This is a genomic window from Streptomyces sp. NPDC005963 (assembly GCF_040638655.1).
Taxonomy (GTDB): domain Bacteria; phylum Actinomycetota; class Actinomycetes; order Streptomycetales; family Streptomycetaceae; genus Streptomyces.
Genome location: NZ_JBEXVD010000006.1, coordinates 253,525 through 276,988 on the forward strand (window position 1 = coordinate 253,525; position 23,464 = coordinate 276,988).

Below are 23,464 nucleotides of genomic sequence, written 5' to 3' on the forward strand. Positions count from 1 at the left end.
TGTCTGTCGCGCGGACGACACCACTGTGAAGCCACTGCCCTAGGCGTCCGTGGCCAGCGCGCGCCGCTGGGCGGTGCGATCCGCCTGTCGGGCCGGGTTGGCCACCAGCGTCGAGGCCAGCAGCCGTTGGGTGTAGGAGTGGGAAGGGGTGCGGTAGACCTGGTCGGCCGGGCCCGACTCGACCATCTGGCCCAGGTAGAGCACTCCGATGTCATCGCTGATGTGCCGCACGACCTCCAGGTCGTGCGCGATGAACAGATAGCTGACGGACAGCTCGCGCTGGAGCTCCATCAGCAGGTTGATCACCTGGCTCTGGGTGCTGACGTCCAGTGCGCTCACCGGCTCGTCACAGACGATCAACCGGGGCCGGGGGGCCAGCGCCCGCGCGATGGCGACGCGCTGGCGCTGACCGCCCGAGAGCTCGTGGGGATAGCGATCGGCGTGGTAACCGGAGAGCCCCACTCGGTCCAGTGCGTGCTCGACCTCCCGGTCCCGTTCCAGTCCGGAGAGCGGACGGTGCCGAGTGAGGGCCTGACCGATCGTGGTGGCGATGGTCTGCCGGGGGTTGAGCGACGACATGGGGTCCTGGAAGACCACCTGGACGTCCCGGTTGAACGACAGCGGGGTGCGCCTGCCGAAGGTGGCCATGTCCTGACCGTCGAAGACGATCCGACCGCCCGAGACCGGAGCCAGCCGCAGGATCGCCCGGCCGATGCTGCTCTTGCCGGAACCGGACTCGCCCACCAGCCCGAGCGTGCGACCGCTCTCGATGGCGAAGCTGACGTCCCGCACGGCGGTGAGCGTCTTCGCCCGCCCGGTCATACCGCGCCCCAACTGGTAGCGCACGGTGAGGTTCTCCACCGACAGCAGGGGCGCCTTGCCCTCCGGGGTGGGCTGTTCCTGGATTTCGGGTTCGGGTGTGATGTCGATGCTCATCGGGCACCTGCCAGTTCGAGTTCGGTCACCCTCAGGCAGCGCACCCCGTCCGCGTCGGCCGGCACCGAGCCGGTCCGGCACTTGTCCGTGGCGTACGGACAACGCGGATGGAAGCGGCAACCCTGCGGCCAGGCCCAGGCCGGGGGAACCCGGCCGGGGATGGTGGCCAGCGGCTCACCGTCCGTGTCGCTGTGCGGCACGGCGGCGAGGAGGGCTTCCGTGTACGGATGTTTCGGCTCGGCGAACGCGTCCTCGACGGTGCGCTGTTCGACGATCTGTCCCGCGTACATCACCGCGACCCGGTCGCAGCTGTCCGCGACGACCCCGAGGTCATGGGTGATGATCAGCAGCGACATCTGGAGCCGCTCCCGCAGGGACGCCAACAGGTCGAGCACCTGGGCCTGGATGGTGACGTCCAGGGCGGTGGTCGGTTCGTCGGCGATCAGCAGTTCGGGATCGCAGGCGAGTGCACCGGCGATGACGACCCGCTGGGCCATGCCGCCCGAGAACTGGTGCGGATAGTCCTTCAACCGCTCCTGCGGGTTGGGCACGCCCACCAGGGCGAGGAGTTCCGCCGCCCGCTCGGTGGCCTCGTCCTTGCTGAGGCCGGAGTGTGCCCGGATGGCGTCGGTGAGCTGGCGGCCCACCGTGTGGACGGGGGAGAGCGCGGAGCCGGGGTCCTGGAACACCATGCCGATGCGCTTGCCGCGGACTTGGCGGAGCCGTTCGCCCGACAGCCCGGCGAGTTCGGTGTTCTCCAGCCGGATGGAGCCACCTGCGACGGTGACGCCCTTCGGCAGCAGTCCGAGGATCGTCGACGCCGTGATCGACTTGCCACAGCCGGACTCACCGACCAGACCGAAGGTCTCACCGCGCTTGATGTGGAACGAGACGTCCGACACCAACTGGGCGCCGTTGCGGTCGGTGACGGTCAGCCCGTCCACCCGCAGCAGTGCGTCGTCGGGGGCCTCGACGGGCGTCGAGACGATCGGCAGCGTCGCCTTCTTCCCCGAACCGGCACGCGGCGCGGACCGCGGCGAACCCGCGTCCCTGAGCCCGTCGCCGAGGAGGTTGAAGACGAGCACGCTCAGGGTGATCGCGGCTCCCGGCAGGATCGCCAGCAGCGGATGCTCCGACACGTGCTGTCGCGACGCGTCCAACATCGCACCCCAGCTGACCTGCGTGGCATCGATGCCGACGCCGAGGAAGCTCAGCGTCGCCTCGATCAGCAGGGCCGTACCGAGCGCGATGGACGCCTGGACGATGATGGGCGGCGACACATTGGGCAGCACCTGTCGGAGCATGATGCCCGACGACCGCAACCCGAGGACGCGCGCAGCGTCCACGTACAGCTTCTCGCGTTCCGCGAGGACCACGGCCCGGGTGATCCGCATGAAGCTCACGGCGAAGATCAGTCCGACGGCGAGCATCGCGTTGCCGAGGCCGCTGCCGAGGACGGCGACCAGGGCGAGGGCGAGCAGCAGGGCCGGGATCGACTGCATCACATCGGCGATCCGCATGCCGATCCGGTCCCACCAGCCGCCGCGGTAGCCCACGAAGACTCCGAGGCCGACGCCGAGCACCAGACCGATCGCGACGCTCTCCGCGGAGGCGAGCAGCGCGGTCCGGGTGCCGTAGATGATCCGCGACAGGGTGTCGCGGCCCAGGTCGTCGGTGCCCAGCCAGTGATCGGCGCTGGGGCCCTGCAACTTGTTCTGCACATTGGGCGCCGCCGGGTCGTACGGGGCGATCCAGGGCGCCGCGAGTGCCACGATGACCTGGAGCAGCAGCATGGCGATGCAGAACAGGGTGACGGGCTGCCGCAGCATCCGGCGCAGCGTGCGGGCCTTGACCCGGGGGGCTGCCGCCTCGCCCGCCGCGTCGCCCGCAACGGGGACGTCGGTGGGATCGGTCTGTTCGGTGAGGACGGCGGTGGACTGGAGGGTCCCCTCGCGCGGGTTGTCGGTCATTGGGGCCTCACCTTCGGGTTGATCACGCCGTACAGCAGGTCCGCGCCCAGGTTGACCAGCAGCACGATGACCGCGACCAGGACGATGGAGCCCTGGAGCACCGGGTAGTCGGCGCGTACGACGCTGTCGATGAGCATGGTTCCGAGGCCGGGGACCGCGAAGATCCGTTCGATGACGAAGCTCGCGGCGACCAGGACGGACATCTGGATGGCGATCACGGCCAGCACCGGGACCATGGCGTTCTTGATCGCGTACCGCAGGACGATCTTCCGCTTGCGGATGCCGCGGGCCAGGAGCGTGGTGACGTACGGCGACTCCAGCGCGTCGATCATGGCGCTGCGGGTCTGTCGGGCGATCACCGCGGCGGTGTGGGAGCCGAGCGCGAGCGCAGGCAGGATCATTCCGGTCGCCCAGGCCCCGGGGTCCTCGGTGATCGGTGTGTAGCCGACCACCGGCAACCAGCCGAGGTTGACCGCGAACACCAACACCAGCAGCAGTCCCAGCCAGAAGCTGGGGACGGCGAGCCCGAGGGCCACCACGGTCGTCAGCAGCCGGTCCGCGACGGTGCCCGGGCGCAGCGCGCCCAGGACCCCGAGCGGCACGCCGGCCAGCAGGGCGATCGCCATGCCGGCGATGGCGAGGGAGAGCGTGATGCCGATGCCGGTGGAGATCGACTCGGAGACCGGGACGCTGGTGTACAGCGAGTTCCCGAGGTCTCCGGTCACGGCTCCACCGAGCCAGTCGATGTACTGCTCGAAGATGGGCCTGCTCAAGCCCATCTGGTCTCTGAGGGCGTCCTTGTCGGCGGCGGGCGCGCCTTCACCCAGGATCTGCGCCACCGGGTCGGTGGGCGTCAGATGCACCAGGGTGAAGACGAAGGCCGACACCAGCAGCAGGGTGGGCAGCGCGGAGAGCAGCCGCTGGAGGACGAATTTGGTCATCCGTCCGCGCCTTGCGCTGATCGTGCGTCGGCGAAGACGCGCTCGCGCACCCGACGGACCGCCGCACCGGCCTCGCCGCGGTCCAGGTCGGTCATCCGGCCGCCGCGCTTGCGGACCGTTCCACCCACGATGACGGTGTCGACGTCGGAGGGGTTGGTCTGGAGCACGATGTGGGCGGCCGGGTCGCCGAGCGCCATGCCGTACGGCTCGGTGTTGACCAGGACGACATCGGCGAACCGCCCGGGGGCGAGGACGCCGAGCTCATCGCCGAGGCCGATGGCGCGCGCCGCGTTGACCGTGGCGAACTCCAACATCTGCCGCGGGTCGACGGTCGGGCTGCCGGAGCGGCGCTCCAGCGGCCAGCGGCCGGCCTCGCGCTCGATGGACGCGTCCACGTTGCGCATCAGCAGGAACGTGAGCCGCATCGTGGCGAAGAGGTCGATGGAGACCCGCGAGTTGGTGTCGATGCCCAGGCTCGGGGAGGCGCCCGCCCGGTAGGCGCGGTTGAGGACGGTCATCGAACGCCCGCCGCCGAACTCGCCTTCGGGGGTGAAGGAGATGCCGCCGCCGCAGGACGCGAGGAGTTCGAGCTCCCCGTCGTCCGCCGCGTTGGCGTGCGCCGGGAGGATGTCCTCGTCGAGGAGGCCGGCCTCGTGCAGGGCGCGGATCTGGCCGGGCGGGTTCTGGTGGACGCTCATCCGCATCCCCAGCTCGCGGGCGAGACCGATCTCCTTGCTGATCCGGTCCATGCTGCCGAACTCGATGGACGACAGCGCCATGCCGACCCGCAGCAACTCGTCGTCCGCGGTCTCCTCGTGGAGTTCGCGGATGTGGTTGAGGCGCCAGGCGTGGTCCTCCGGCGGGGCGCCGAAGCTGCCGAGCATTCCGTACGCCCACAGGGTGCGCTGACCCGTGGTGCGGTGGGCGCGCACTCCGGCCTCAGCTGCCTCGGGGGACATCACGTTGTGACAGAAGTCCAGGACGCCGGTGACGCCCGCGTCCAGCATCTGCACCGAGCCGGCGAGGGTCGCGTCGTAGATGTCCTCGGCGACGAAGTGCTCACGGAGGTAGAAGACCTGCGACTGGTAGTCGTCGAAGGTCCAGCCGCTGGAGTGCAGCCCCTTCAGCGGGGTCTGCCAGGCGTGCATATGGGTGTCGATGAGGCCGGGGATGGCGATCATCCCGCGGGCGTCGATCTCCTGGGCGTCCGCGTCGACCAGATCGGTGCCGATGGCGGCGATCCGGTCGCCGACGATGAGGATGTCACCGGGGGTGAGATCGCCGAGCTCCGGGTCCATCGTGAGAACGGTGGCGTTCTTGATGAGGAGTCGGGACTCAGTGGAGCGGTTGGTGTCAGGCACGGCTGACTCCCTGTGGTTCGGGGGCGGCGATGGCGATGTCGGCGAAGGGCTTGGCGGTGTGGACCACGCGCCCGCCGACGAGGGTGAGGACGGACTCGATGCGCGGGATGACCTCTTCGTCGACCGTGAAGTAGTCGTCACTGAGGACGGCGAGGTCGGCGAGCAGCCCGGGTTCGAGGCGACCGCGGTCGTTCTCCTCGAAGCTGAACCAGGCACCGGACGCGGTGTAGCCGCGGAGGGCCTCCTCACGGGTTAGCAGGTGCTGCGGGGCGAGCGTGTCGTTCCCGGTGACGGTGCGACCGTTGAGGAACCACGCGAGGGTGGCGAACGGGTTGTAGGAGGCGACGCGCATGGCGTCGGATCCGAGACCGAGCGGAATGCCGCGTTCGATCAGGGTGCGCATCGGCGGCGCCTCGGAGACGGTCTCCGCACCCCAGGCGGTGATGGCCTCGTCGCCCTGGAAGCGGAACAGGCCCTGGGCGAGGACTCCGGCGCCCAGTGCTTCGATGCGGTCCACGTCGACCGGCTTGAGCGGCTCGGCGTGGACGAGGGCCCAGCGCAGACCGCTGATGTCGTGCTCGGCGTGCACCTGCTCCCAGGCGGTGAGCACGGCGTCGATGGTCTCGTGGTGGTGTGCGTGGGTGTGCACGGTCCAACGGTTGCTGGCGAGGTCGGAGAACATGCCGCGCAGTTGCTCCCGCACCTCGTCGTCGATGACGACGGGGTGGGCGATCTTGTCGACGGTCCGGTAGAGGGCGACCTCTCCGGAGCCGATGACGCGCAACATGCCGTCGCCGACGTCCAGCGGGGTGAACCGCAGGTATCCGGCGAGGTCCTCCAGCTCGGTGCCGGCCCGCTCGGCGTGCACGGCAAGACGGGTGCGGACGGTGAGCTGTCCGCGCCGCCAGGTCTCCCGGATCGCGGGGTAGGCGGCTGGTCCGCTGTTGAAGCCGCCGCCGTCGATGGCGCCGGTGATCGCGAGTCGGTTGAGCTCGCGGGACATCTCGGCGGTGGAGGCGATCTGCTCCTCCATGGTGGGGCTCGGCATCCGCCGGTAGAACCACTCCATCAGCGGGGTGCCGTTGACCTTGCCGGTCAGTTCGCCGTCGGCGTCGGTCTCGAAGGAGGCGGTCTTGAAGCCCTCTTCGCCGAGCTGGCGCACGAGGGCGTGGTCCACGCCCAACTCATTCATGGCCGCGGTGTTCAGGACCGCCCAGTCGTACAGGAACTGCACGTAGACCGGGTTGTCGGGCGCGGCTGCGTCCAGCTCCTGGCGGCTCGGTCCCCGGTTCTCGGGGAACTGCGCCGGGTGCCAGCCGCCGATCACCCTGATCCAGCTGCCGGCAGGTCGCTCGGCGGCGCGGCGGGTGATGGCCGCGAGGCCGCTCTCCAGGGACAGCTCGTCTTCCCAGCGGACCTCGTCCCGCCAGGTGCGGCCGGCGCGGACGACGTGTACGTGGGAGTCGATCAGGCCGGGAATGACCCGGCGCCCCGCCAGGTCCACCACGGTGGTGTCGGGTCCTGCCAGGTCCTCGATCTCCCGGCTGGTGCCGAGGGCGGAGACCCGGTCGCCGGTGATGGCGACCGCGTCGACCTCGGCGTACTGCGCGTCCGTTGACATGGTCGTCACACGGCCGTTGAGAAGGACCAGATCGGGACGTGCGGTCGGGGGCTGGACAGTGCTCATGGGTGGGTTTCTCCATCCGGGACGTACGGTACGGAAGGGGCCGGGGTGGCCGGCAGGGATGAGCGGGGATCAGCCCTTGGGTTGGGCTTCCCGGTAGCGGAACACCGCGACGTCGTTGGTCGTGGACTTGATGTTGTCGACCTTCTTCGGGTTGTAGGCCCAGAAGCCGGTGTAGTCGAAGTAGCCGCAGCCCAGCGCCTCGTCATTGGCGATCTTGGACAGCTTCTGCCAGGCCGCGTCCCGCGCCTCGGGCGTGGTGGCCTTCAAGCCCTCGGCCGCCGCGGCGTCGATCTCCGGGTAGGCCACCTTCAGCGGGTTGCCCGGGGCGTCGATGGCGAACTTGCGGTTGTAGTAGTCGTACGCGCCGGAACGGGAGCCGTCGGACAGGATCGCGGCCGGGTACTTGCCGTTCTGGTACGTGCTCAGGAACTGCGGGAAGTTCGGCAGTTCGAGCTTGACGTTCACGCCGATCTTGGACATCTGGCTGCGGAACAGCTCGGCGATGGTCCGCTGGGTGTCGTAGCTGATGAGCGTGAACTCGCGGGGGCCGCCGGCCTCCTTGATGAGCTCCTTGGCCTTGTCGAGGTCGTAGGGGTAGCCCTTGAGGGTCGGGTTGTATCCCGGCTGGCCCTCGGGGAAGCGCTGGAGCGGGGTCTTGCCCTTGCCGCCGAGCGCCGCGTCCGTGTAGTCCTGCGGGTTCATCGCGTAACAGACGGCCTGGCGGAACTTCTTGTCCGCGAACACGCCCTTGGTGTCGTACATCTGGAGGTACCAGAGCACCGACGGGAACGAGGTGGACTTCAGACCCTCCTTGTCCGCGCGCTGGGCGAGCGGGGGAGTGGTCCACACGACGTCGAGCTGTCCGGCGCGCAGGGCGTTGTACAGGCTGTCGGGGTCGTTGATCTGGGTGACCTCGACGCGTGCCGGGCCGATGGACGCCTTGTCGTAGTACTTGTCGAAGGCGGTGACGACCGTGCGCAGCCCCTTGGTGGATGCCTTCGCGTCGAACTTCCAGGGACCCGTGCCCACGCCCGTGGTCTTCCAGTCCCCGGCGGCGAGCGCCTTGGGGGAGACGATGTACATCCCGAGCCGGGCGAGGTTGGTGACGAGGGAAGGATTGGGCTCCTTCAGGTCGAGGCGCACATGGGTGGCGTCCACGGCGGTGATCGACTTCACCGAGGCCAGCTGGCTGCGGTACTGGCTCGGGGTGTTCTTGATCCGCTCCAGGTTCTTCACCACGGCGTCCGCGTTGAAGGGGGTGCCGTCGTGGAAGGTGACGCCCGAGCGGAGGGTGAACTCGACCTGGAGCTGGGTCTCCTTCCACTCGGTGGCCAGCTGGGGCTTGAGGGTGAAGCCGTCGGGGGCGACGCTGAGCAGTGACTCGTAGACCAGCGAAGTGAAGGTGCTGTTCTGCTTGGTGACGGTCTCCCAGTCTTCGAACTGCTGGTTGGTGCCGACCTTGAGGGTGCCACTCGGTCCGGTGCCGGACTTCTTCTCCGGCGCGGACGACGTGTTGTCCGCATTGCTGCACGAGGCCAGGGTGACGGTGAGGGCAGTGGCGAGCAGTAGCCCGCCGGCCGTCTGGGCCGATCTGGTGCGGGGGCGGCGGACCCGCCCCGCAGGGGTGGGCAATCCGTTTTGTGTCACAGCGAGAACCTCCACAGCAGCTTCTTCTGAGCGCCGATACGCGGTGCGATGTGCGTTATGGTGCACGTGTGTGCAGTCACTCTGTCAAGGGTTCTGCACGGACTCTTCGGAAAGCCTCCGTAAAGTCCCACTCTGACCGGGCAAGCCAGACATCGCTGTCCATAGTTACTGGACATTTGTGTAGCGCTCTACCCAGGACGCGCCGAAGAGTGTTCAATATGGCGTGCATGTATGTGCACCGCTGTGCAGTCCTATACAGTTGTCTAGTGCGTGAACACGGCGAATGAGGATCGATCGGGAGGCTCGATGAAGCCTGAGGGGGAAAGCGCCGGCCTTGGCGGCAGACTCAGAAGAGTCCGTGCTGAACGTGGTCTGTCGTTGCGCGAGCTGGGCAAGTTGGCGGGCTGCTCCGCGAGTCTGATCTCGCAGGTCGAACGCGGTCAGACGGCACCGTCGGCCGGGGTGATCTACGGAATAGCGAATGCCCTGGAGATCTCTCTCGACTACCTGTTCGGGGTCGCGGATTCCGAGGAGATTCCCGCGCCGGCCTCCCGGGGGGCGCGAGCGCCGCACGTCGCAGGCCCTCCGCATATCGGCGAAGGCGAGACGCCTCGGTTCGTCACGGCCACGGCCACGATCGGCGCACCGGCCAACGGGAGCGGGCCCACCACCCGTACCGTACGGATCGGAGCACCGGAGGGGCGCGAGAAGACCGGAACCTCGGTCCTGGAAGCGGACGGCGGCGCCCCGACGGGCCCGGCACTGGAGCCACCTGCCGAGACCATCGTCCAGCGCAGGGGCCGCCGACGCACCATCGACCTGGCCAGTGGAGTCCGCTGGGAACGCCTCACACCCCAGCAGGACGCCCGGGTGGACTTCCTCGAAGTCGTCTACGCACCCTACGGGCGCTCCACGGACACGCGCTGCCCCATCCGGCACGACGGCCGCGAGTACCAGCTCGTCCTGATGGGCACGCTCCACGCCGACGTCGGCTTCGAAACGTACGTCCTGGAGGCGGGCGACTCGCTGGCCTTCGATCCGGCCACTCCCCACCAGTACCGCAACATGACCGGCGAAGAGGTGCGTGCCATCTCCGTCGTCGTCCACCACTCCGACTGACGGGGCTGGGGTGCGAGGGGCCCGGCGGCTATGCCGAGGCCCGTCGCACCAAGGTCGTCGGCGTGACCACCGAAGCCGGCACCCCGCCGGTCGCGCCGTGCTCGCCCTCGCCCTTGAGGATCTGCATCAACAGCCGAACCATCAGCCGTCCCATGCCCTCGATGTCCTGGCGCACCGTGGTGAGCGGCGGATCGGTCGCATCCGCCACGGACGGCATGTCGTCAAAACCGACCACCGCCACGTCCCCCGGCACCGTGAGCCCCCGCTCCCGCAGCACCCGCAGCGCACCCGCCGCCATCAGATCGTTGGCGGCGAACACCGCGTCCACGTCCGGCCGCCGCGCGAGCAGGTCGGCCATCGCCCGCGCCCCGCTCTCCGCGGTGAAATCCCCCTGGGACACCAGCGCCGCCCCCGGGTCGGCGAGCACATCGCCGTACCCGGCCAGCCGGTCGAGTGCCGAGGTCTGGTCCTGCGGGCCCGCGATGTGCGCGATCCGGCGCCGGCCGATCGCCACCAGATGGCGTACCGCTTCCCTGGCGCCGCCCCGGTTGTCACAGTCCACATGGGGCGCATCGCCCACGGCGACCCCCGGCCCGTCCGGACGGCCGCCGAACACCGCGGGCACCCGCGCTCCGCGGATCGCCGACGTCAGCGCCCCATCGGTGTGCAGCGAGAACGCCAGTGCACCGTCCACGTGCCCGCCGCCCAGATAGCGGGCGATCCGGTCGTGGTCACCCGGCCCCTCCGCCCACAGCAGGACCAACTGTGCGTCGTGCGCGGTCAACTCGCGATTGATGCCGCGCACCTGTCGTTCGAAGAACGGATCGGAGAAGACCCGGAACCCGGGCTCTCCGATGATCACCGCGATCGCGCCCGTGCGCCGGGTGACCAGCGTCCGGGCCGCGTGGTTCGGTATGTAACCCAGTTCCTCGACCGCTTGGCGCACCTTGTCCGCCAGAGCGCCGCGCACCCCCGTACCGCCGTTGACGACCCGGGACGCCGTGGCCCGGGAAACCCCGGCCCGGGCGGCGACGGACTCCAGCGTGGGACGGGGCCCCGTGGTCCGCTCGGTCACGGCGTGCGCTCCTTGACTCGTTCGGCGAGCCGTGTGTGCAGACCCGGCCGCGGAAGGATCGACAGCTGGGGGGGTGCTGCCATGGACGAGTCAGGATAGCGGGGGCCGCGAACCGAGCGGGCCCTTGCGACCTGCACGACAACACCCACCCGAAGAGGCCGCAACGGGGCGTGGCGGTGAGCCGACAGGGTCGCAACGGCCCTCGGCCATCACCCGAAGGCCCTCTGTCGCGCATGAGTTGACGGGGGTAGCTTCCCGCTCATGCCGATACGGACGCGGAGAACCCGCACGACGTACAGATCGCTCGTCCTGGCGGCGTCGGCCGCCCTGATGGCCGTGTCCCTGGCCCCGGCCCACGCGCAGCCCGCGCCCGGGACGGACCGTGGGGACGCGGAGCGCCAGGAGAGCAGACCGATCCACTCCTACGAGAACGCGATTCGTGAATCGGTGTGGGTGGACATCCGACTCGACGGCGACGGGGACGGGAAGAACGACCGGGTCGCCGTCGACGTGGTCCGCCCGTCGGAACCCGCGGGCCGGGGCCAGAGGATTCCCGTGATCATGGATGCCAGCCCCTATTACGCCTGCTGCGGACGAGGCAACGAGACCCAGCGCAAGACCTATGACGCCGCGGGCCGCCCGGTGCAGATCCCCCTCTACTACGACAACTACTTCGTTCCGCGCGGCTATGCCTTCGCCGCTGTCGACCTCTCCGGCACCAACCGCTCCGACGGCTGCGTCGACATCGGCGGCACCCACGACATCCAGTCCGGCAAGGCCGTCGTCGACTGGCTCAACGGTCGCGCCCGCGGCTACACGAGCCGCACCGGAACCGAGTTAGCGAGCGCCGACTGGTCCACCGGCGACACCGCGATGATCGGCAAGAGCTTCGACGGCGCCATCGCCAACGGGGTCGCCGCCACCGGTGTCGAGGGACTGAAGACCGTGGTCCCCATCGGCGCACTCTCCTCCTGGTACGACTACTACTTCGCCCGTGGCGCACCCCTCTTCGACTCCGGCCCCGACTGGCTCGCCGAGAACATCGAGAGCGCATCGGCCCGCGCCCGGTGCCAGGCGGTCAAGAAGCGCCTGATCGAGGACGCACCGCGTACCGGTGACGACACCCCCCTGTGGCACGAACGCGACTACGTGCGCTCCGCCCACCAGGTGACGGCCAGCGTCTTCGCCGTCCACGGGATGCAGGACCTCAACGTCCGCGGAAAGCACTTCGGCCAGTGGTGGGACGCCCTGGCAGCCGAAGGCGTCGAACGCAAGGTGTGGCTCTCGCAGGTCGGGCACGTTGACCCCTTCGACTTCCGGCGGGCCGAGTGGGTGAAGACCCTGCACCGCTGGTTCGACCACCACCTCCTCGGATACGACAACGGCATCGACGACGAACCCATGGCCGACATCGAGCGCGCCCCCGATCAGTGGACCACCGACCGGCACTGGCCACCGCGATCGACCAAGGCGACTGCGGTCCGACCCGCACCGGGCGCCCAGCCGGGGGTCGGAACCCTCTCGCTGCGCCCCGCGGGCCCGGGCGCCCGCGAGACCTTCACCGACGACCCGACCCAGCACGAGATCGACTGGGCCGCCGCCGTCGACCGCCCCACTCCCGCCAAGGTCGGGTTCGTCTCCCGCCCGCTCAGCCGTCCGCTGCGGCTCTCGGGCTCCGGTACGGTCACCGTCACCGCGACCCCCACCACCACGAGCGCCCATCTGTCCGCCGTGCTCGTGGACCTCGGACCCGCGGTCATCCGGGACTACGCCGCCGAAGGCGAGGGCATCACCACCCTGCCGCAGCGCAGCTGCTGGGGGGCGAGCACGGTGGGTGACAGTGCCTGCTTCAAGGAGACGGCCGCCCACACCAAGGCCGTCGAACAGACCGTCTTCAGTCGGGGCTGGGCCGATCTGGGCCATCACGCGGACTCGGGCCGGGAACTCCCGCTGGCCCCGGGGAAGCCGCACACCATCACCCTCGATCTGCACGCCACCGACCAGGTGGTGCCGGCCGGCCATCGACTCGCCCTGATCGTCGCGGGCACCGACCGCCATCTGATCGAACCGCCGGCCACCACCGGGACGCTCACCCTCGACCTCGCCCGCACGTCCGCGCGGCTGCCGGTCGTCGGCGGCTCAGCCGCCTTCGCACGGGCCACCGGCGGGCCGGTCCTGACTCCTGCACCGTCCGAGACGCTGCCCGACGCGGTCGCTGGACCGCGTGCCGTTCGCCCCGTCCCGGGAGGGAACAGCCGATGACGTTCCACGTACGCCCCTACGCTCTGGCCGCCTTGACGGTCGCCCTGGCGGCCGGGCTGATGGCCGCACCCGCACGGGCCGCGGACGAGGTGACCCCGCCGCGCACCGGATTCGAGACCAGCGGCGGCACCCGCTGGACCGGCGAGGACGAGGAACGCGCCTTCCTCGCCGCCGTCGACCGGGCCAGCGACCGGGTCGCCGTCCGGACGATCGGGACCACCGGGCAGGGCCGTGGGATCGCCCTGGTGGGCGTCGGCGCGCGCCGGGCTCCCACCGTCACCACCGTGCTCCTGATCTGTTCGCAGCACGGCAACGAGCCGTCCGGCCGAGAGGCATGTCTGACCACGGTCCGTGACCTCGCCTTCGCCCGCGACCGACAGACCCGTGCACTCCTGACCCGTACCGAGATCCTCGTCATCCCCAACGCCAACCCCGACGGCCGGGTGGCCGACACCCGGGGCAACTCCGACGGGGTGGACATCAACCGCGACCACATCGCGCTCAAGACCGCCGAGGGCCGGGCGATGGCCGCCGTCATCCGCGACCACCGACCGGACGTCATCTACGACCTGCACGAGTACGGTGCTTCGCCGCCCTACTACGACCGCGACCTCTTCGACCTGTGGCCGCGCAATCTGAACACCGACTCCCGGGTGCACCGGGAGTCGAAGACGCTCTCCGAGGGTTATGTCCGACCGGCGGCGGAGCGGAAGGGGCACACCACCGGCACCTATGGGATCTGGACCGATCCCGTCACCGGTGAACCGATCCGACAGGTGGCGGGCGACGGTCAGGAGCGCATCCTGCGCAACGCCTCGGGGGTGAAGAACGCCCTCGGGCTCCTCATCGAGAGCCGGGTCGATCCCCTGACGGACGCCGAGAAGGCCGATCCCGCGGTGAACAACCGCCGTCGGGTGCACAGCCAACTGGCCGCGTTGGACGGGCTGATGTCCTTCACCTCGCAGCGGGGGCACGCGGTTCGCGCCGCGACCGCGACGGCGCGTTGGGCCGGCTTCCTGGACCGGGGACCGGTCTATCTGGGGGGTGCCGACAACGATCCCGCCACCCCGGAGGAGACCTTGGCCGATCCGCCCTGCGGCTACCGGCTGGACGGGACCCAGTTCGCCGAGGTCGGGGACGAACTGGCCCTGCACGGAGTGGCCGCGCGCAAGGTCGGCGACGGTGCGTTCGTGCCGTTGCGCCAGTCGCAGCGCAAGCTCGTCCCGCTGCTGCTCGACGCACGGGCGACCTATCGTCTGACATCAGGTCAGCCCGTCACAGCCTGTTGATCGCGATCAAGCTTGTCACCTGTGGTAGGGGGTAGGCGGAACCGGATTTTCCGCTTACCCCTGAGAGGTGCCACCCGTGACGCACGAACAACAACCGGACGATCGGGGAGCCCGGCCGGTCACGGCCGAGCTCTCCGATCATCCCCAGGAGACCGGGCGACCCTCGACGGATCGCGTGGTCTTCGGCGTCACCGCCGTTCTCACCCTCGCCTTCGTGGTCTGGGGCTCCATCGCCACCGACGCCCTGGAGGACATCTCCAGCAGTCTGCTGAACGGGCTCATCCACAACGGCGGCTGGGCCTTCGTCCTGGCCGCATCGGGCTTCGTGGTGTTCGCCCTCTGGCTCGCCATCAGCCGGTACGGGAAGATCCCCCTCGGCCACGAGGACGAGGGGCCCGAGTTCCGCACGGTCTCCTGGGTGGCGATGATGTTCAGCGCCGGCATGGGCATCGGCCTGATGTTCTACGGGGTCAGCGAGCCGCTCGCCCACTTCATCACGCCCCCGCCCGGCACCCGGCCGGAAGACTCCGCCGAGGCGATGAGCACCGCCATGGCCACGACCCTCTTCCACTGGACGCTGCACCCCTGGGCCATCTACGCCGTCGTCGGGCTCGCCATCGCGTACAGCACCTTCCGCAGGCGCCGTCGACAGACCATCAGCGCCGTCTTCGAGCCCCTCATCGGGCAACGGCACGCCTACGGAGGCGTGGGCCGCGTCATCGACATCCTGGCGATCTTCGCCACCCTCTTCGGCTCCGCGGCCTCCCTCGGGCTCGGCGCGCTCCAGATCGGCAGCGGATTCACCGAGTTGAACTGGCTCGACACCGTCGGCACCGGACTGCTCGTCGGCATCATCGCCACGCTCACCGTCGCCTTCGTGGCCTCCGCCATCTCCGGTGTGGAGAAGGGCATCCAGTGGCTCTCCAACATCAACATGGTGTTGGCGCTGCTGCTCGCCCTCTTCGTCTTCATCGCGGGCCCCACCATCCTCATCCTCGACCTGCTGCCCACCTCGATCGCCTCCTACTTCGGCGAACTCCCGCAACTCGCCGGCCGCACCGAAGCGGGCGGCGGCGAGGGAGTGGCCGAATGGCTCGGCAACTGGACCGTCTTCTACTGGGCCTGGTGGATCTCCTGGACCCCGTTCGTCGGTATGTTCATCGCCCGCATCAGCCGGGGGCGGACGATCCGTCAGTTCGTCGGCGGGGTCATCCTGGTCCCCAGCACCGTGAGCCTGGTGTGGTTCGCGGTCTTCGGCGGCACGGCGATGCAACTCCAGAAGGAGGGCGCACTCGGCGGTGAGACCACCCCCGAGGGACAGCTCTTCGCCGTGCTCCAGCAGTACCCGATCGCCACGGCGATGAGCCTGCTCGTGATGGTCCTCGTCGGCATCTTCTTCGTCTCCGGCGCGGATGCAGCATCGGTGGTGATGGGGACGCTCTCCCAGAAGGGCGCCTTCGAGCCCTCGCGACTCGTCGTCGTCTTCTGGGGCGTGGTGACGGGCGCGGTGGCCGCGATCATGCTCCTGATCGGCAACGGGAAGGGCGACGCACTCGCCGGACTCCAGAACCTGACGATCCTGGTGGCCGCACCCTTCGTGATCGTCATGCTCGGCATGTGCGTGGCGCTGATGCGCGACCTGCGCCACGACCCCCTGATCGTCCGCGGGGAAGTGGGCGCGGAGATGGTGGAGTCCGCGGTGATCGCCGGGCACGAGAAGTACGACGGTGACTTCGAGATCCGCATCGGCCCCGGCGAGGGGGACGGAGGCGAATCGTCGCCGGGCAGGGGCGACACGGGCTGAGCGGCACGGGCGTGACAGAGTCTGTGTGACCGTCGCTGTGTGACACGGGCGGAGTGACACCGCAACGGATGAGGGCTCCCGGACCGGGATGCGGTCTGGGAGCCCTCGCCCCTGAGCGGGGGGAGATCCCCGCTCCCACGCCCCCGGCGTGGCTCTACTGGGCGCTTCCGATGTCGGCTGCCCACGGATAGGTGAGCTGGACCGAGGAGATCGGCGCCCCGGTCAGCCCCTTCTTCAGGAAGACAGGGTTGAACGGCGAGTACAGCGGCATCCAGATGCCCTGTTCCACGGCTATCTTCTGGGCCTGGGTGATCAACTTGGCGCGCTCGGAGGTGTCGGCGGCTGCCTTCGCCCCGTCGATGAGCTTGTCGAAGGTCGGGTTCGACCACTGGGCGAAGTTGAAGGTGTCGCCCGACTGGAGGTACTGGTAGAGGGCGGTCGGGTCCGGATAGTCCGCCTGCCACAGCGAGAACAGCATGTCGATGCCCTCGCGCGCCTTGGCATCGCTGTACAGGGCGTTGTAGTTGTCGGCCGGCAGGGTCTTGATGTCGACCTTGAGGCCGATCGACTCACCCGCGCGCTTGACCTCCGTACCGATGATCGGCATCTCGGACTGGGAGCCGGTGACGGCGATCGTGATGGGCTCGGCGGGTGCGCCGGCCTCCTTGACGAGCTTCTTGGCCTCGTCCACCGAACCGTTCGGATCGGGTAGGGCGTCGTAGGCGGCCTTCAACTCCTGCTGGGCGTACCCCCACGTCCCGGGAGCGGTGGGGGCCTTGAGGGGCTCCGCCGCACCGGACACGGCCGCCGAGATGATGCCCTGGCGGTCGATGGCCAGGGAGAGCGCCTTGCGGATCTTCACATCGGCGAGCGGACCCTTGAGGTCGGTCACCATGCCGACGTAACTCCCCGACGTACGACCGAAGTAGAGCGAACCCTTGTCGGTGGTCTGGAGCTTGGCGTAGCCCGATGCGGGGACGAACCAGGAGCCGTCCAGCTCTCCGGAGAGCATGGCGGTGGTGCGTGCCGCGGGGTCCCGGATGAACTCGAACTCCACCTTCGCGGCCTTGGCCGCCCGCGCCTTGTCCCAGTAGCCGTCGAACCGGTCGATGGTGATGGACTTGCCGGCCGACCAGGTGCCCAACCGGAAGGGTCCGGTGCAGTCGACGCCGCCGTCGGGGCGGCCGAGCTTCTTGCCGGCCTTCTCGGCCGCGGCCTTGCCGATGACCCGTCCGGCGGGCGTCGCCATCGCCTGGTTGAACTGGGCGTCCGGCGTCTTCAGCCGCACGGTGATCTGGGACGGGCCGGTCGCCTTGATGGACGCGACGTTCTTGTAGACGGCGTCGTGGTACGAACCGAGGGACTTGTCGAGGTTGCGGCCGAGGCTGAAGGCGACGTCCTCAGCGGTCATGGTGGCCCCGCTGTGCAGGGTCACGCCTTCGCGTAGTTGGTAGACCCACGTCAGCGGGTCAGGGGTGGTCCACGAGGTGGCCAGCGACGGCTTGAAGGTGAAGTCGGGGTCGATCCGCAGCAGGCTCTCGCAGACGTTGGCGAGCACTTCCATCGGCGGGAAGTCATTGCTGTAGATCGGGTCCAGGGACGACGGCTCTGCGTACAACGCCCATCTGAGGCCGTTCACATCGCCTTTGGCTGCGGGCAGTGCGGTGGTGAGCTCGGGCTTGCTCGACTGCTTGCCGCCCGCCTTCTCCACACCGCTACAGGCGGAGAGCGTCAGGGCCGTGCAGACGGCGAGTGCGGCGAGGACCGTGGTGCGCGTGGTGCGGGGCATGGCTTCCTCCATGAGGCAGGCGTGAGTCACTGGGTGGCGAGGAATTCGCGTCGCGCCTGCGACACAAGAGCGGGGTCCCAGCCCAGCCTAGGAACGCTGGACAACAGGAGCCGGGTGTAGGGGTGTTCGGGGTGCTCCAGTACGTCGGCCGTCGATCCGCTCTCGATCACCGAGCCGCGGAACATCACGACCACGTCGTCCGCGACCCACCGCACGACTTCGAGGTCATGACTGACGAAGATCAGTGCCACCCCGGTCTCGCGGCGGATCTCGGAGAGCAGATTGAGGATCTGTGCCTGGATCGACACATCGAGGGCCGCGACCGCCTCGTCCAACACGAGCAGTTTGGGGTTGGCGGCCAGGGCGCGGGCGATCGCCACCCGCTGCCGCTGCCCTCCGGACAGCTCCCGCGGCAGGGCGGCGGCCTCCCGGACGCCCAACCCGACCTGGTCGAGGAGTTCGGCCCGCCGGGCGTCGAAGGCGCCGCCCTGCAATGCGGTGTGCAGTCGCATCACCTCATCGATGGCGTCGCCGACCGTCTGCCGGGGGTCGAGGCTCTGGTACGGGTCCTGGAAGACGAGTTGGACGGTACGGGCCCGCTGCCGACGGACCTTGCGGGAGCTTCCGGCGCCGATCTCCTGGCCGTCGAAGAAGATGCGGCCCGAGTCGGGCGCCTCCAGACCGACGATCAGCCTGGCCGTGGTCGTCTTGCCGGAGCCGGACTCGCCGACGATCCCGAGCGATCCGCCGACGGGCACCTCGAAGGACACGTCGTTGACGGCGACGACCTTGCCGTGGTCGTAGGTCTTGCGCAGCTTCTCGACCCGGGTGACGGGGTGGGTCGTGGTCACGGCCGCTCTCCCTTCGTGAGCACGCTCGGCTGGTCGAGCGGCGGTGGCGTCGTCCGATGGCAGCTCACCAGGTGGTCGTCCACCTGCCGCGGCTCGGGCGCCGTCTCCCGACAGAGGTCGATCGCCTTGGGGCACCGGGGTGCGAAGGCGCACCCGCCCTCGACCTCGTACAGCCCCAGCGGCCGGCCCGACACGGCTTGGAGTTCGGTGCGATCGGGTGCGGGCCGGGCGGCGAAGAGGGCCGCGGTGTACGGATGCCGGGGAGCCCGGGCGAGTTCGGGCGCGGAGGCGGACTCCACGATGGAGCCCGCGTACATCACGTGGATGCGGTCACAGGCGGACACCGCCAGATCGAGGTCATGGGTGACCAGCACGATCGACAGTCCCCGTTCACGGCGCAGCCGCAGCAGGATGGATACGATCTCGGCCTGGGTGGTCACGTCGAGCGCGGTGGTCGGCTCGTCCGCGAGCAGCAGTTCCGGTTCGCTCGCCAGGGCGGCGGCGATCATCACCCGCTGGAGCATCCCGCCCGAGAGTTCGTGCGGGTACTGCCGCATGTGCCGGGCCGGATCGGGCAGTCCGACCTCCTCAAGCAGCCCCTGCGCGGTGCGGGCGGCTGCCGCCTTGGAGAGGCGCTGGTGGATGCGCAGCCCCTCGGCGAGGAAGGTGCCGATGCGCTGGAACGGATTGATGTGGGCGCGCGGGTCCTGGAAGATCATCGACGCCGTGCGCGACCGGAGCTGCGTCAACTCCTTGCCGGACGCGCCGAGCACGTCCTGCCCCGAGACCCGTACGCGACCGCTGACGTCGGCGCCCTTCGGGGTGAGGCCCACGGCCGTGCGCAGGGTCATGGACTTGCCCGAGCCGGACTCGCCGACCAGCCCCACGATCTCCCCCCGGGCACAACTGAGGGACACCGATGCCAGGATCGGCTTGCTGTCGTCAGGCGCACGGCGGACCGCGAGCGTGAGGTCCTCCACCGAGAGCATTGCGGTGGTCATCGGTCCGCCCTTCTGATGCGGTCGGCGACACCCTCGCCGATCAGGCTGAAGCACACGACGGCGACGACGATCAGAACGCCGGGGGCGAGTGCCGACAGCGGCGCGCCCTGGAGCAGGGCCACTTGACCTTCGGAGATCATGGCGCCCCAGTCGGCCTGGGGCGGTTGGACGCCGAAGCCGAGGAAGGAGAGACCGGCGAGGTCGATCATGGCGTAGCCGAAGCAGAGCGACGCCTGTGCCAGCACCATCGGTGCGATGTTGGGCAACAGGTGCCGTACGACGATGCCCACCGCGGGGAACCCCTGGATCTCCAGGGCGCGGATGTACGGGCGGTGCCGTTCGCTGAGTGCGGCGCTGCGCGTCATCCGGGCCATGTAGGGGGTGTAGGCGATGGCCAGGGCGAGCACGGTCGCCTTCAGTCCGGCGCTGAGCACCGAGACCAGCAGGATCGCCAGCAGCACCCCGGGGAAGGCGAAGATCAACTCGATGGCCCGGGAGAGCGCCGTGTCGACCCAGCCGCCGCGCCAGGCGGCCACCACACCGATGGTGACGCCGAGCAGGGTGGCGCCGACGACCACGCCGAGCGGGCCGAGCAGGGAGCTGCGGGCGCCGTAGATCAGTCGGGACAGCACATCGCGTCCGGACTGGTCGGTGCCGAGGAGGTGGTCGGCGGAGGTGCCCTGGAGGCTGTTGGCTAGGGACACCGCGTTGGGATCGTGCGGTGCGAGCCACGGGGCGAACAGTGCCGTGAGGACGAAGACCGCCAGTACCCCGATGGACAGGGCGACCGTCTTGTTGCCGCCGAGCCGTCGGCCGAAGCCCCGGCGCCGGACGAGGGCGGGTTCGGTCATGACCGCCATCAGGCACCTACCTTTCCGCGCACCCGCGGGTCCACCAGCGGATAGAGGAGATCGACCAGCAGATTGCAGAGGGCGAAGACGCCGACGATGATCAACACGATGGCCTGGGTGACCGGGAAGTCCTTGGCGTTGACCGACTGCACCAGCAGCGAGCCCATGCCGTTGAGGCCGAAGGCCGTCTCCACGAGGGTCGTGGTCACCAGCAGACCGGAGACCACCAGACCCGCGAGGGTGACGACGGGCACCATCGCGTTACGGAAGGCGTGCCGCCAGATGATCCGGCCCTCGGGGATGCCCCGGACCCGGGCGGTCTCCACGTACTCCTTGCCCATCTCGGCGAGCATCGACGACCGGGTGGCGCGGGCCACGAGCGCGGCGGATGAGAGGGCGAGCGCGACCGCCGGCAGGGTGAGGTGCCAGATCCTGTTGAAGAATCCTTCACCCGCCCCGAAGGCGGGGAACCAGCCGAGGGTGACCGCGAACAGCGAGGTCAGACCGATCGCCACCACGAACGAGGGCGTGCCCATCGCGACCGTGGTGCCGATGATCGCCGCACTGTCGACCTTGCCGCGCTTCACCGCCGCGATCACACCGATGACGATGCCGGACGCGAGGATCAGTACGGAGGCGTAGGCGACCAGGGCGCCGGTGGTGGTGATCCGGGAGGCGATCAGATCGTCCACGGGCTGGCGGAACTGGAGGGACTGGCCGAAGTCGCCGGTCACCAGTCCGCCGAGCCAGGACAGATACCGCTCGAAGAACGGGTCGTCGAGCCGGTACTGGTCCCGGATGGCCTGGAGGGTGTCCGCCGTGACCGAGTTGCCGCGGGCCAGGAACGACTCCGGCGAGCCGGGCGCCAGGTACATCGCCGAGAAGACGATGAACGAGGTGGCGAGCATCAAGAGGGCCAGGGCCGAGACCCGTTTGGCGATCATCCTGAGCGCACCGCTCAGTGCGTCGCTCATGAGGACGCTCCGAGGTGTGCCGCCCACGGGTAGTGGAGTTGGACGTAGGAGGCCGGGGTGCCGGTGAGCCGCTTGTTGAGGAAGAGCGTGTTGTACGGGGCGTACAGCGGGATCCACGCCAACTCGTCGACCACGAGCTGTTGTGCCTGGGTGACCAGGTCAGCGCGTTGCGCGGGGTCCTGCGTCTTGCCGGCCCTGACGATGAGGTCGTCGTACTTCGGGTCGGAGAAGCCGGAGAAGTTGTAGAAGTGGTCGGTTTGGAAGTACTGGTACATCTGGAGCGGGTCGGCGAAGTCGGTGCCCCAGCCGGTGAGGTAGAGGTCGATGCCCTCGCGCGCCTTCGCGTCCGTGTACACCCCGTTGTACTGGTCGGCGGGGATGGACTTGATCTGGACGTCGAGCCCGATCTTCTTGGCGGCGGACTGGATCTCCGCGCCGATCACCGGGACCTCCGCCTCGGCGCTCGTCGTCGCGACGACGATGGGCTCGGTCGGCGCTCCGGCCTCGGCCACCAGCTTCTTCGCCGCTTCGAGATCGCGCTCTGTGACCTTGAGGGCGTCCCACGCCGCCTTGTACTTCTCGGGCGCGTAGCCCCAGGAGCCGGGCACGGCGGGTGCCTTCTGCGGCTCGCCGGCGCCGCTGATCACGGCGTCGATGATGCCCTTGCGGTCGATGGCCATGGAGAGCGCCTGCCGGATGCGCACATCGCGCAGCGGCCCCTTGCTGTCCATCACGATGGCGTTGAAGCCCTGGGTGGACTTGCCGTAGTAGACCGTGCCCTTGCCACTGGACGACAGCCGCTTCAGGGCGGACGGCGGCAGGAACCAACTGCCGTCGATGGAGTCGGACAGCAGGCCGTTGACCATGGCCGCCGGGTCGCGGACGAACCGGAACACGACCTCCGCCGACTTGGCCTTGTGCCGGGGGTCGAAGTAGTTTTCGTCCCGCTTCAGGGTCATCGACTGACCCTTGTCCCACTTGCTGAGGGAGAACGGGCCGACGCAGTTCACACCGCCGTCGGGCGTTCCGTACGCCTTCCCCTTGGCGGTGACCGTCGCCTTGCTGCCGACGATGCCCGCGGGGCTGCTCATGTACGAGTTGAAGAGCGCGTCCGGCTGCTTCAGGGTGACGGCGACTTCCAGCGGGCCCGTCGCCTTCACTGAAGAAACGTTTTCGTAAGCGCCCGACCAGAAGGACCCCGCCTTGGTGTCCAGATTGCGGTTGAGGCTGAAGGCCACGTCCTCGGCGGTCAGGGCCGTTCCGTCGTGGAAGGTCACTCCCGAGCGGACCTTGTACACCCAGGTCGTCGGGGTCGGGTTGGTGAAGGACTCGGCCAGTGCGGGTTCGACCGACATGTCGGGGGCGAGTCGCATCAGCCCCTCGCAGACGTTCGCCATGATCTGGCCGGTCTCGAAGCTGGCGTTGTAGATCCAGTCGAACGAGGAGGGCTCGGCGGAGACCGCCCAGGTGACCCGGTCCAGTGGTCCGGACGACTTCGGGGTCACCTCGGTGACGGTGAGCCCCTTCTGGCCTGCGGGCTTCTTGTCCTGGCTGACGCCGGAGCAGGCGGTCAGCGCCAATGTCCCGGCAACCAGGGCGACGGTGAGACGTCTGGTCCCTGACGGGACGGGGAGGGCGTTCAAGTGGAGTACCTCCGCGAGGGATTCGGGGTCACGCAGGGCAGGGCAACAGCGAAGGGCAAGGGGAGATTCGGGCAGCGGAGGAGCCATCCCGGCGGGGGTATCACCAACGTCTCGGCTGCGCTGCGGAGCCTTCGTGCTCGGCTTGTTGTGCGGCAGTTAACACCGGCGGATTCACGGGGTCAAGACTCTGAAAGAAACGTTTCTTTCAGAAAAAGAAACGTTTCTTTTCTGTCTCTCGTGCGTCATGATGCTGAGCCATGGCGG

At 69.1% G+C, this 23,464-nt stretch carries 17 protein-coding genes; 4 read left to right on the plus strand and 13 right to left on the minus strand.

The window, feature by feature from the left end; translation table 11 throughout:
• Positions 1–39: 39 nt before the first annotated feature.
• The 6 genes from ABZ348_RS12420 to ABZ348_RS12445 form a co-directional block, all read right to left on the minus strand.
• The gene (locus ABZ348_RS12420; RefSeq protein WP_358932053.1) at positions 40–936 is read right to left on the minus strand and encodes an ATP-binding cassette domain-containing protein; all 897 of its coding nucleotides are present in this window, start codon (positions 934–936) and stop codon (positions 40–42) included.
• Positions 933–2,906 (minus strand): dipeptide/oligopeptide/nickel ABC transporter permease/ATP-binding protein, encoded by a 1,974-nt coding sequence (locus ABZ348_RS12425; protein WP_358932055.1) that lies wholly within the window; start codon positions 2,904–2,906, stop codon positions 933–935. Before ABZ348_RS12425 ends, ABZ348_RS12420 begins: the two co-directional genes overlap by 4 nt.
• Positions 2,903–3,847 (minus strand): ABC transporter permease, encoded by a 945-nt coding sequence (locus tag ABZ348_RS12430; protein ID WP_358932057.1) that lies wholly within the window; start codon positions 3,845–3,847, stop codon positions 2,903–2,905. The genes ABZ348_RS12425 and ABZ348_RS12430 overlap by 4 nt, the downstream gene beginning before the upstream one ends.
• Positions 3,844–5,208, minus strand: a complete 1,365-nt coding sequence (locus ABZ348_RS12435; RefSeq protein ID WP_358932059.1) for an amidohydrolase family protein — start codon at positions 5,206–5,208, stop codon at positions 3,844–3,846. The genes ABZ348_RS12430 and ABZ348_RS12435 overlap by 4 nt, the downstream gene beginning before the upstream one ends.
• Positions 5,201–6,895: an amidohydrolase gene (locus ABZ348_RS12440; protein ID WP_358932061.1), complete on the minus strand. Its 1,695-nt coding sequence runs from the start codon at positions 6,893–6,895 to the stop codon at positions 5,201–5,203. Before ABZ348_RS12440 ends, ABZ348_RS12435 begins: the two co-directional genes overlap by 8 nt.
• Positions 6,896–6,964: 69 nt before the next feature.
• Complete coding sequence (locus ABZ348_RS12445) at positions 6,965–8,542, minus strand: ABC transporter substrate-binding protein (protein WP_358932063.1); 1,578 nt, start codon at positions 8,540–8,542, stop codon at positions 6,965–6,967.
• Positions 8,543–8,848: 306 nt separating this feature from the next.
• On the opposite strand from ABZ348_RS12445, the gene ABZ348_RS12450 reads away from it, so the two are divergent.
• The gene (locus ABZ348_RS12450; protein WP_358932065.1) at positions 8,849–9,661 is read left to right on the plus strand and encodes an XRE family transcriptional regulator; all 813 of its coding nucleotides are present in this window, start codon (positions 8,849–8,851) and stop codon (positions 9,659–9,661) included.
• A 28-nt stretch (positions 9,662–9,689) separates the two neighbouring features.
• Here the strand turns inward: ABZ348_RS12450 and ABZ348_RS12455 are convergent, their stop codons facing one another.
• On the minus strand, positions 9,690–10,736 hold the full coding sequence (locus ABZ348_RS12455; RefSeq protein WP_358932067.1) for a LacI family DNA-binding transcriptional regulator: 1,047 nt from the start codon (positions 10,734–10,736) through the stop codon (positions 9,690–9,692).
• A 261-nt stretch (positions 10,737–10,997) separates the two neighbouring features.
• On the opposite strand from ABZ348_RS12455, the gene ABZ348_RS12460 reads away from it, so the two are divergent.
• The 3 genes from ABZ348_RS12460 (at position 10,998) to ABZ348_RS12470 (ending at position 16,091) form a co-directional block, all read left to right on the plus strand.
• Positions 10,998–12,998 carry a Xaa-Pro dipeptidyl-peptidase gene (locus ABZ348_RS12460; protein WP_358932069.1) on the plus strand — a complete coding sequence of 667 codons (2,001 nt, stop codon included), beginning with the start codon at positions 10,998–11,000 and terminating at the stop codon, positions 12,996–12,998.
• Positions 12,995–14,287 carry a M14 family metallocarboxypeptidase gene (locus ABZ348_RS12465; RefSeq protein ID WP_358932071.1) on the plus strand — a complete coding sequence of 431 codons (1,293 nt, stop codon included), beginning with the start codon at positions 12,995–12,997 and terminating at the stop codon, positions 14,285–14,287. The genes ABZ348_RS12460 and ABZ348_RS12465 overlap by 4 nt, the downstream gene beginning before the upstream one ends.
• Before the next feature lie 76 nt (positions 14,288–14,363).
• Positions 14,364–16,091: a BCCT family transporter gene (locus ABZ348_RS12470; RefSeq protein ID WP_358932073.1), complete on the plus strand. Its 1,728-nt coding sequence runs from the start codon at positions 14,364–14,366 to the stop codon at positions 16,089–16,091.
• A 154-nt stretch (positions 16,092–16,245) separates the two neighbouring features.
• On the opposite strand, the gene ABZ348_RS12475 is transcribed toward ABZ348_RS12470, so the two are convergent.
• Genes ABZ348_RS12475 through ABZ348_RS12500 form a run of 6 tightly spaced genes read right to left on the minus strand, consistent with a single transcriptional unit; the run spans position 16,246 to position 23,200 of the window.
• Positions 16,246–17,880: an ABC transporter substrate-binding protein gene (locus ABZ348_RS12475; protein ID WP_358932075.1), complete on the minus strand. Its 1,635-nt coding sequence runs from the start codon at positions 17,878–17,880 to the stop codon at positions 16,246–16,248.
• Positions 17,881–17,906: 26 nt separating this feature from the next.
• A complete protein-coding gene (locus tag ABZ348_RS12480) occupies positions 17,907–18,731 on the minus strand; it encodes an ATP-binding cassette domain-containing protein (RefSeq protein ID WP_358932077.1) in 825 nt (274 codons plus the stop codon).
• Positions 18,728–19,732, minus strand: a complete 1,005-nt coding sequence (locus tag ABZ348_RS12485) for an ABC transporter ATP-binding protein (RefSeq protein ID WP_358932079.1) — start codon at positions 19,730–19,732, stop codon at positions 18,728–18,730. The genes ABZ348_RS12480 and ABZ348_RS12485 overlap by 4 nt, the downstream gene beginning before the upstream one ends.
• Entirely contained in the window at positions 19,729–20,592 is an 864-nt protein-coding gene (locus tag ABZ348_RS12490) for an ABC transporter permease (RefSeq protein WP_358932081.1), read from the minus strand. Before ABZ348_RS12490 ends, ABZ348_RS12485 begins: the two co-directional genes overlap by 4 nt.
• Positions 20,592–21,557 (minus strand): ABC transporter permease, encoded by a 966-nt coding sequence (locus tag ABZ348_RS12495; protein WP_358932083.1) that lies wholly within the window; start codon positions 21,555–21,557, stop codon positions 20,592–20,594. The genes ABZ348_RS12490 and ABZ348_RS12495 overlap by 1 nt, the downstream gene beginning before the upstream one ends.
• A complete protein-coding gene (locus tag ABZ348_RS12500) occupies positions 21,554–23,200 on the minus strand; it encodes an ABC transporter substrate-binding protein (RefSeq protein WP_358932085.1) in 1,647 nt (548 codons plus the stop codon). The genes ABZ348_RS12495 and ABZ348_RS12500 overlap by 4 nt, the downstream gene beginning before the upstream one ends.
• Positions 23,201–23,464: the final 264 nt, after the last annotated feature.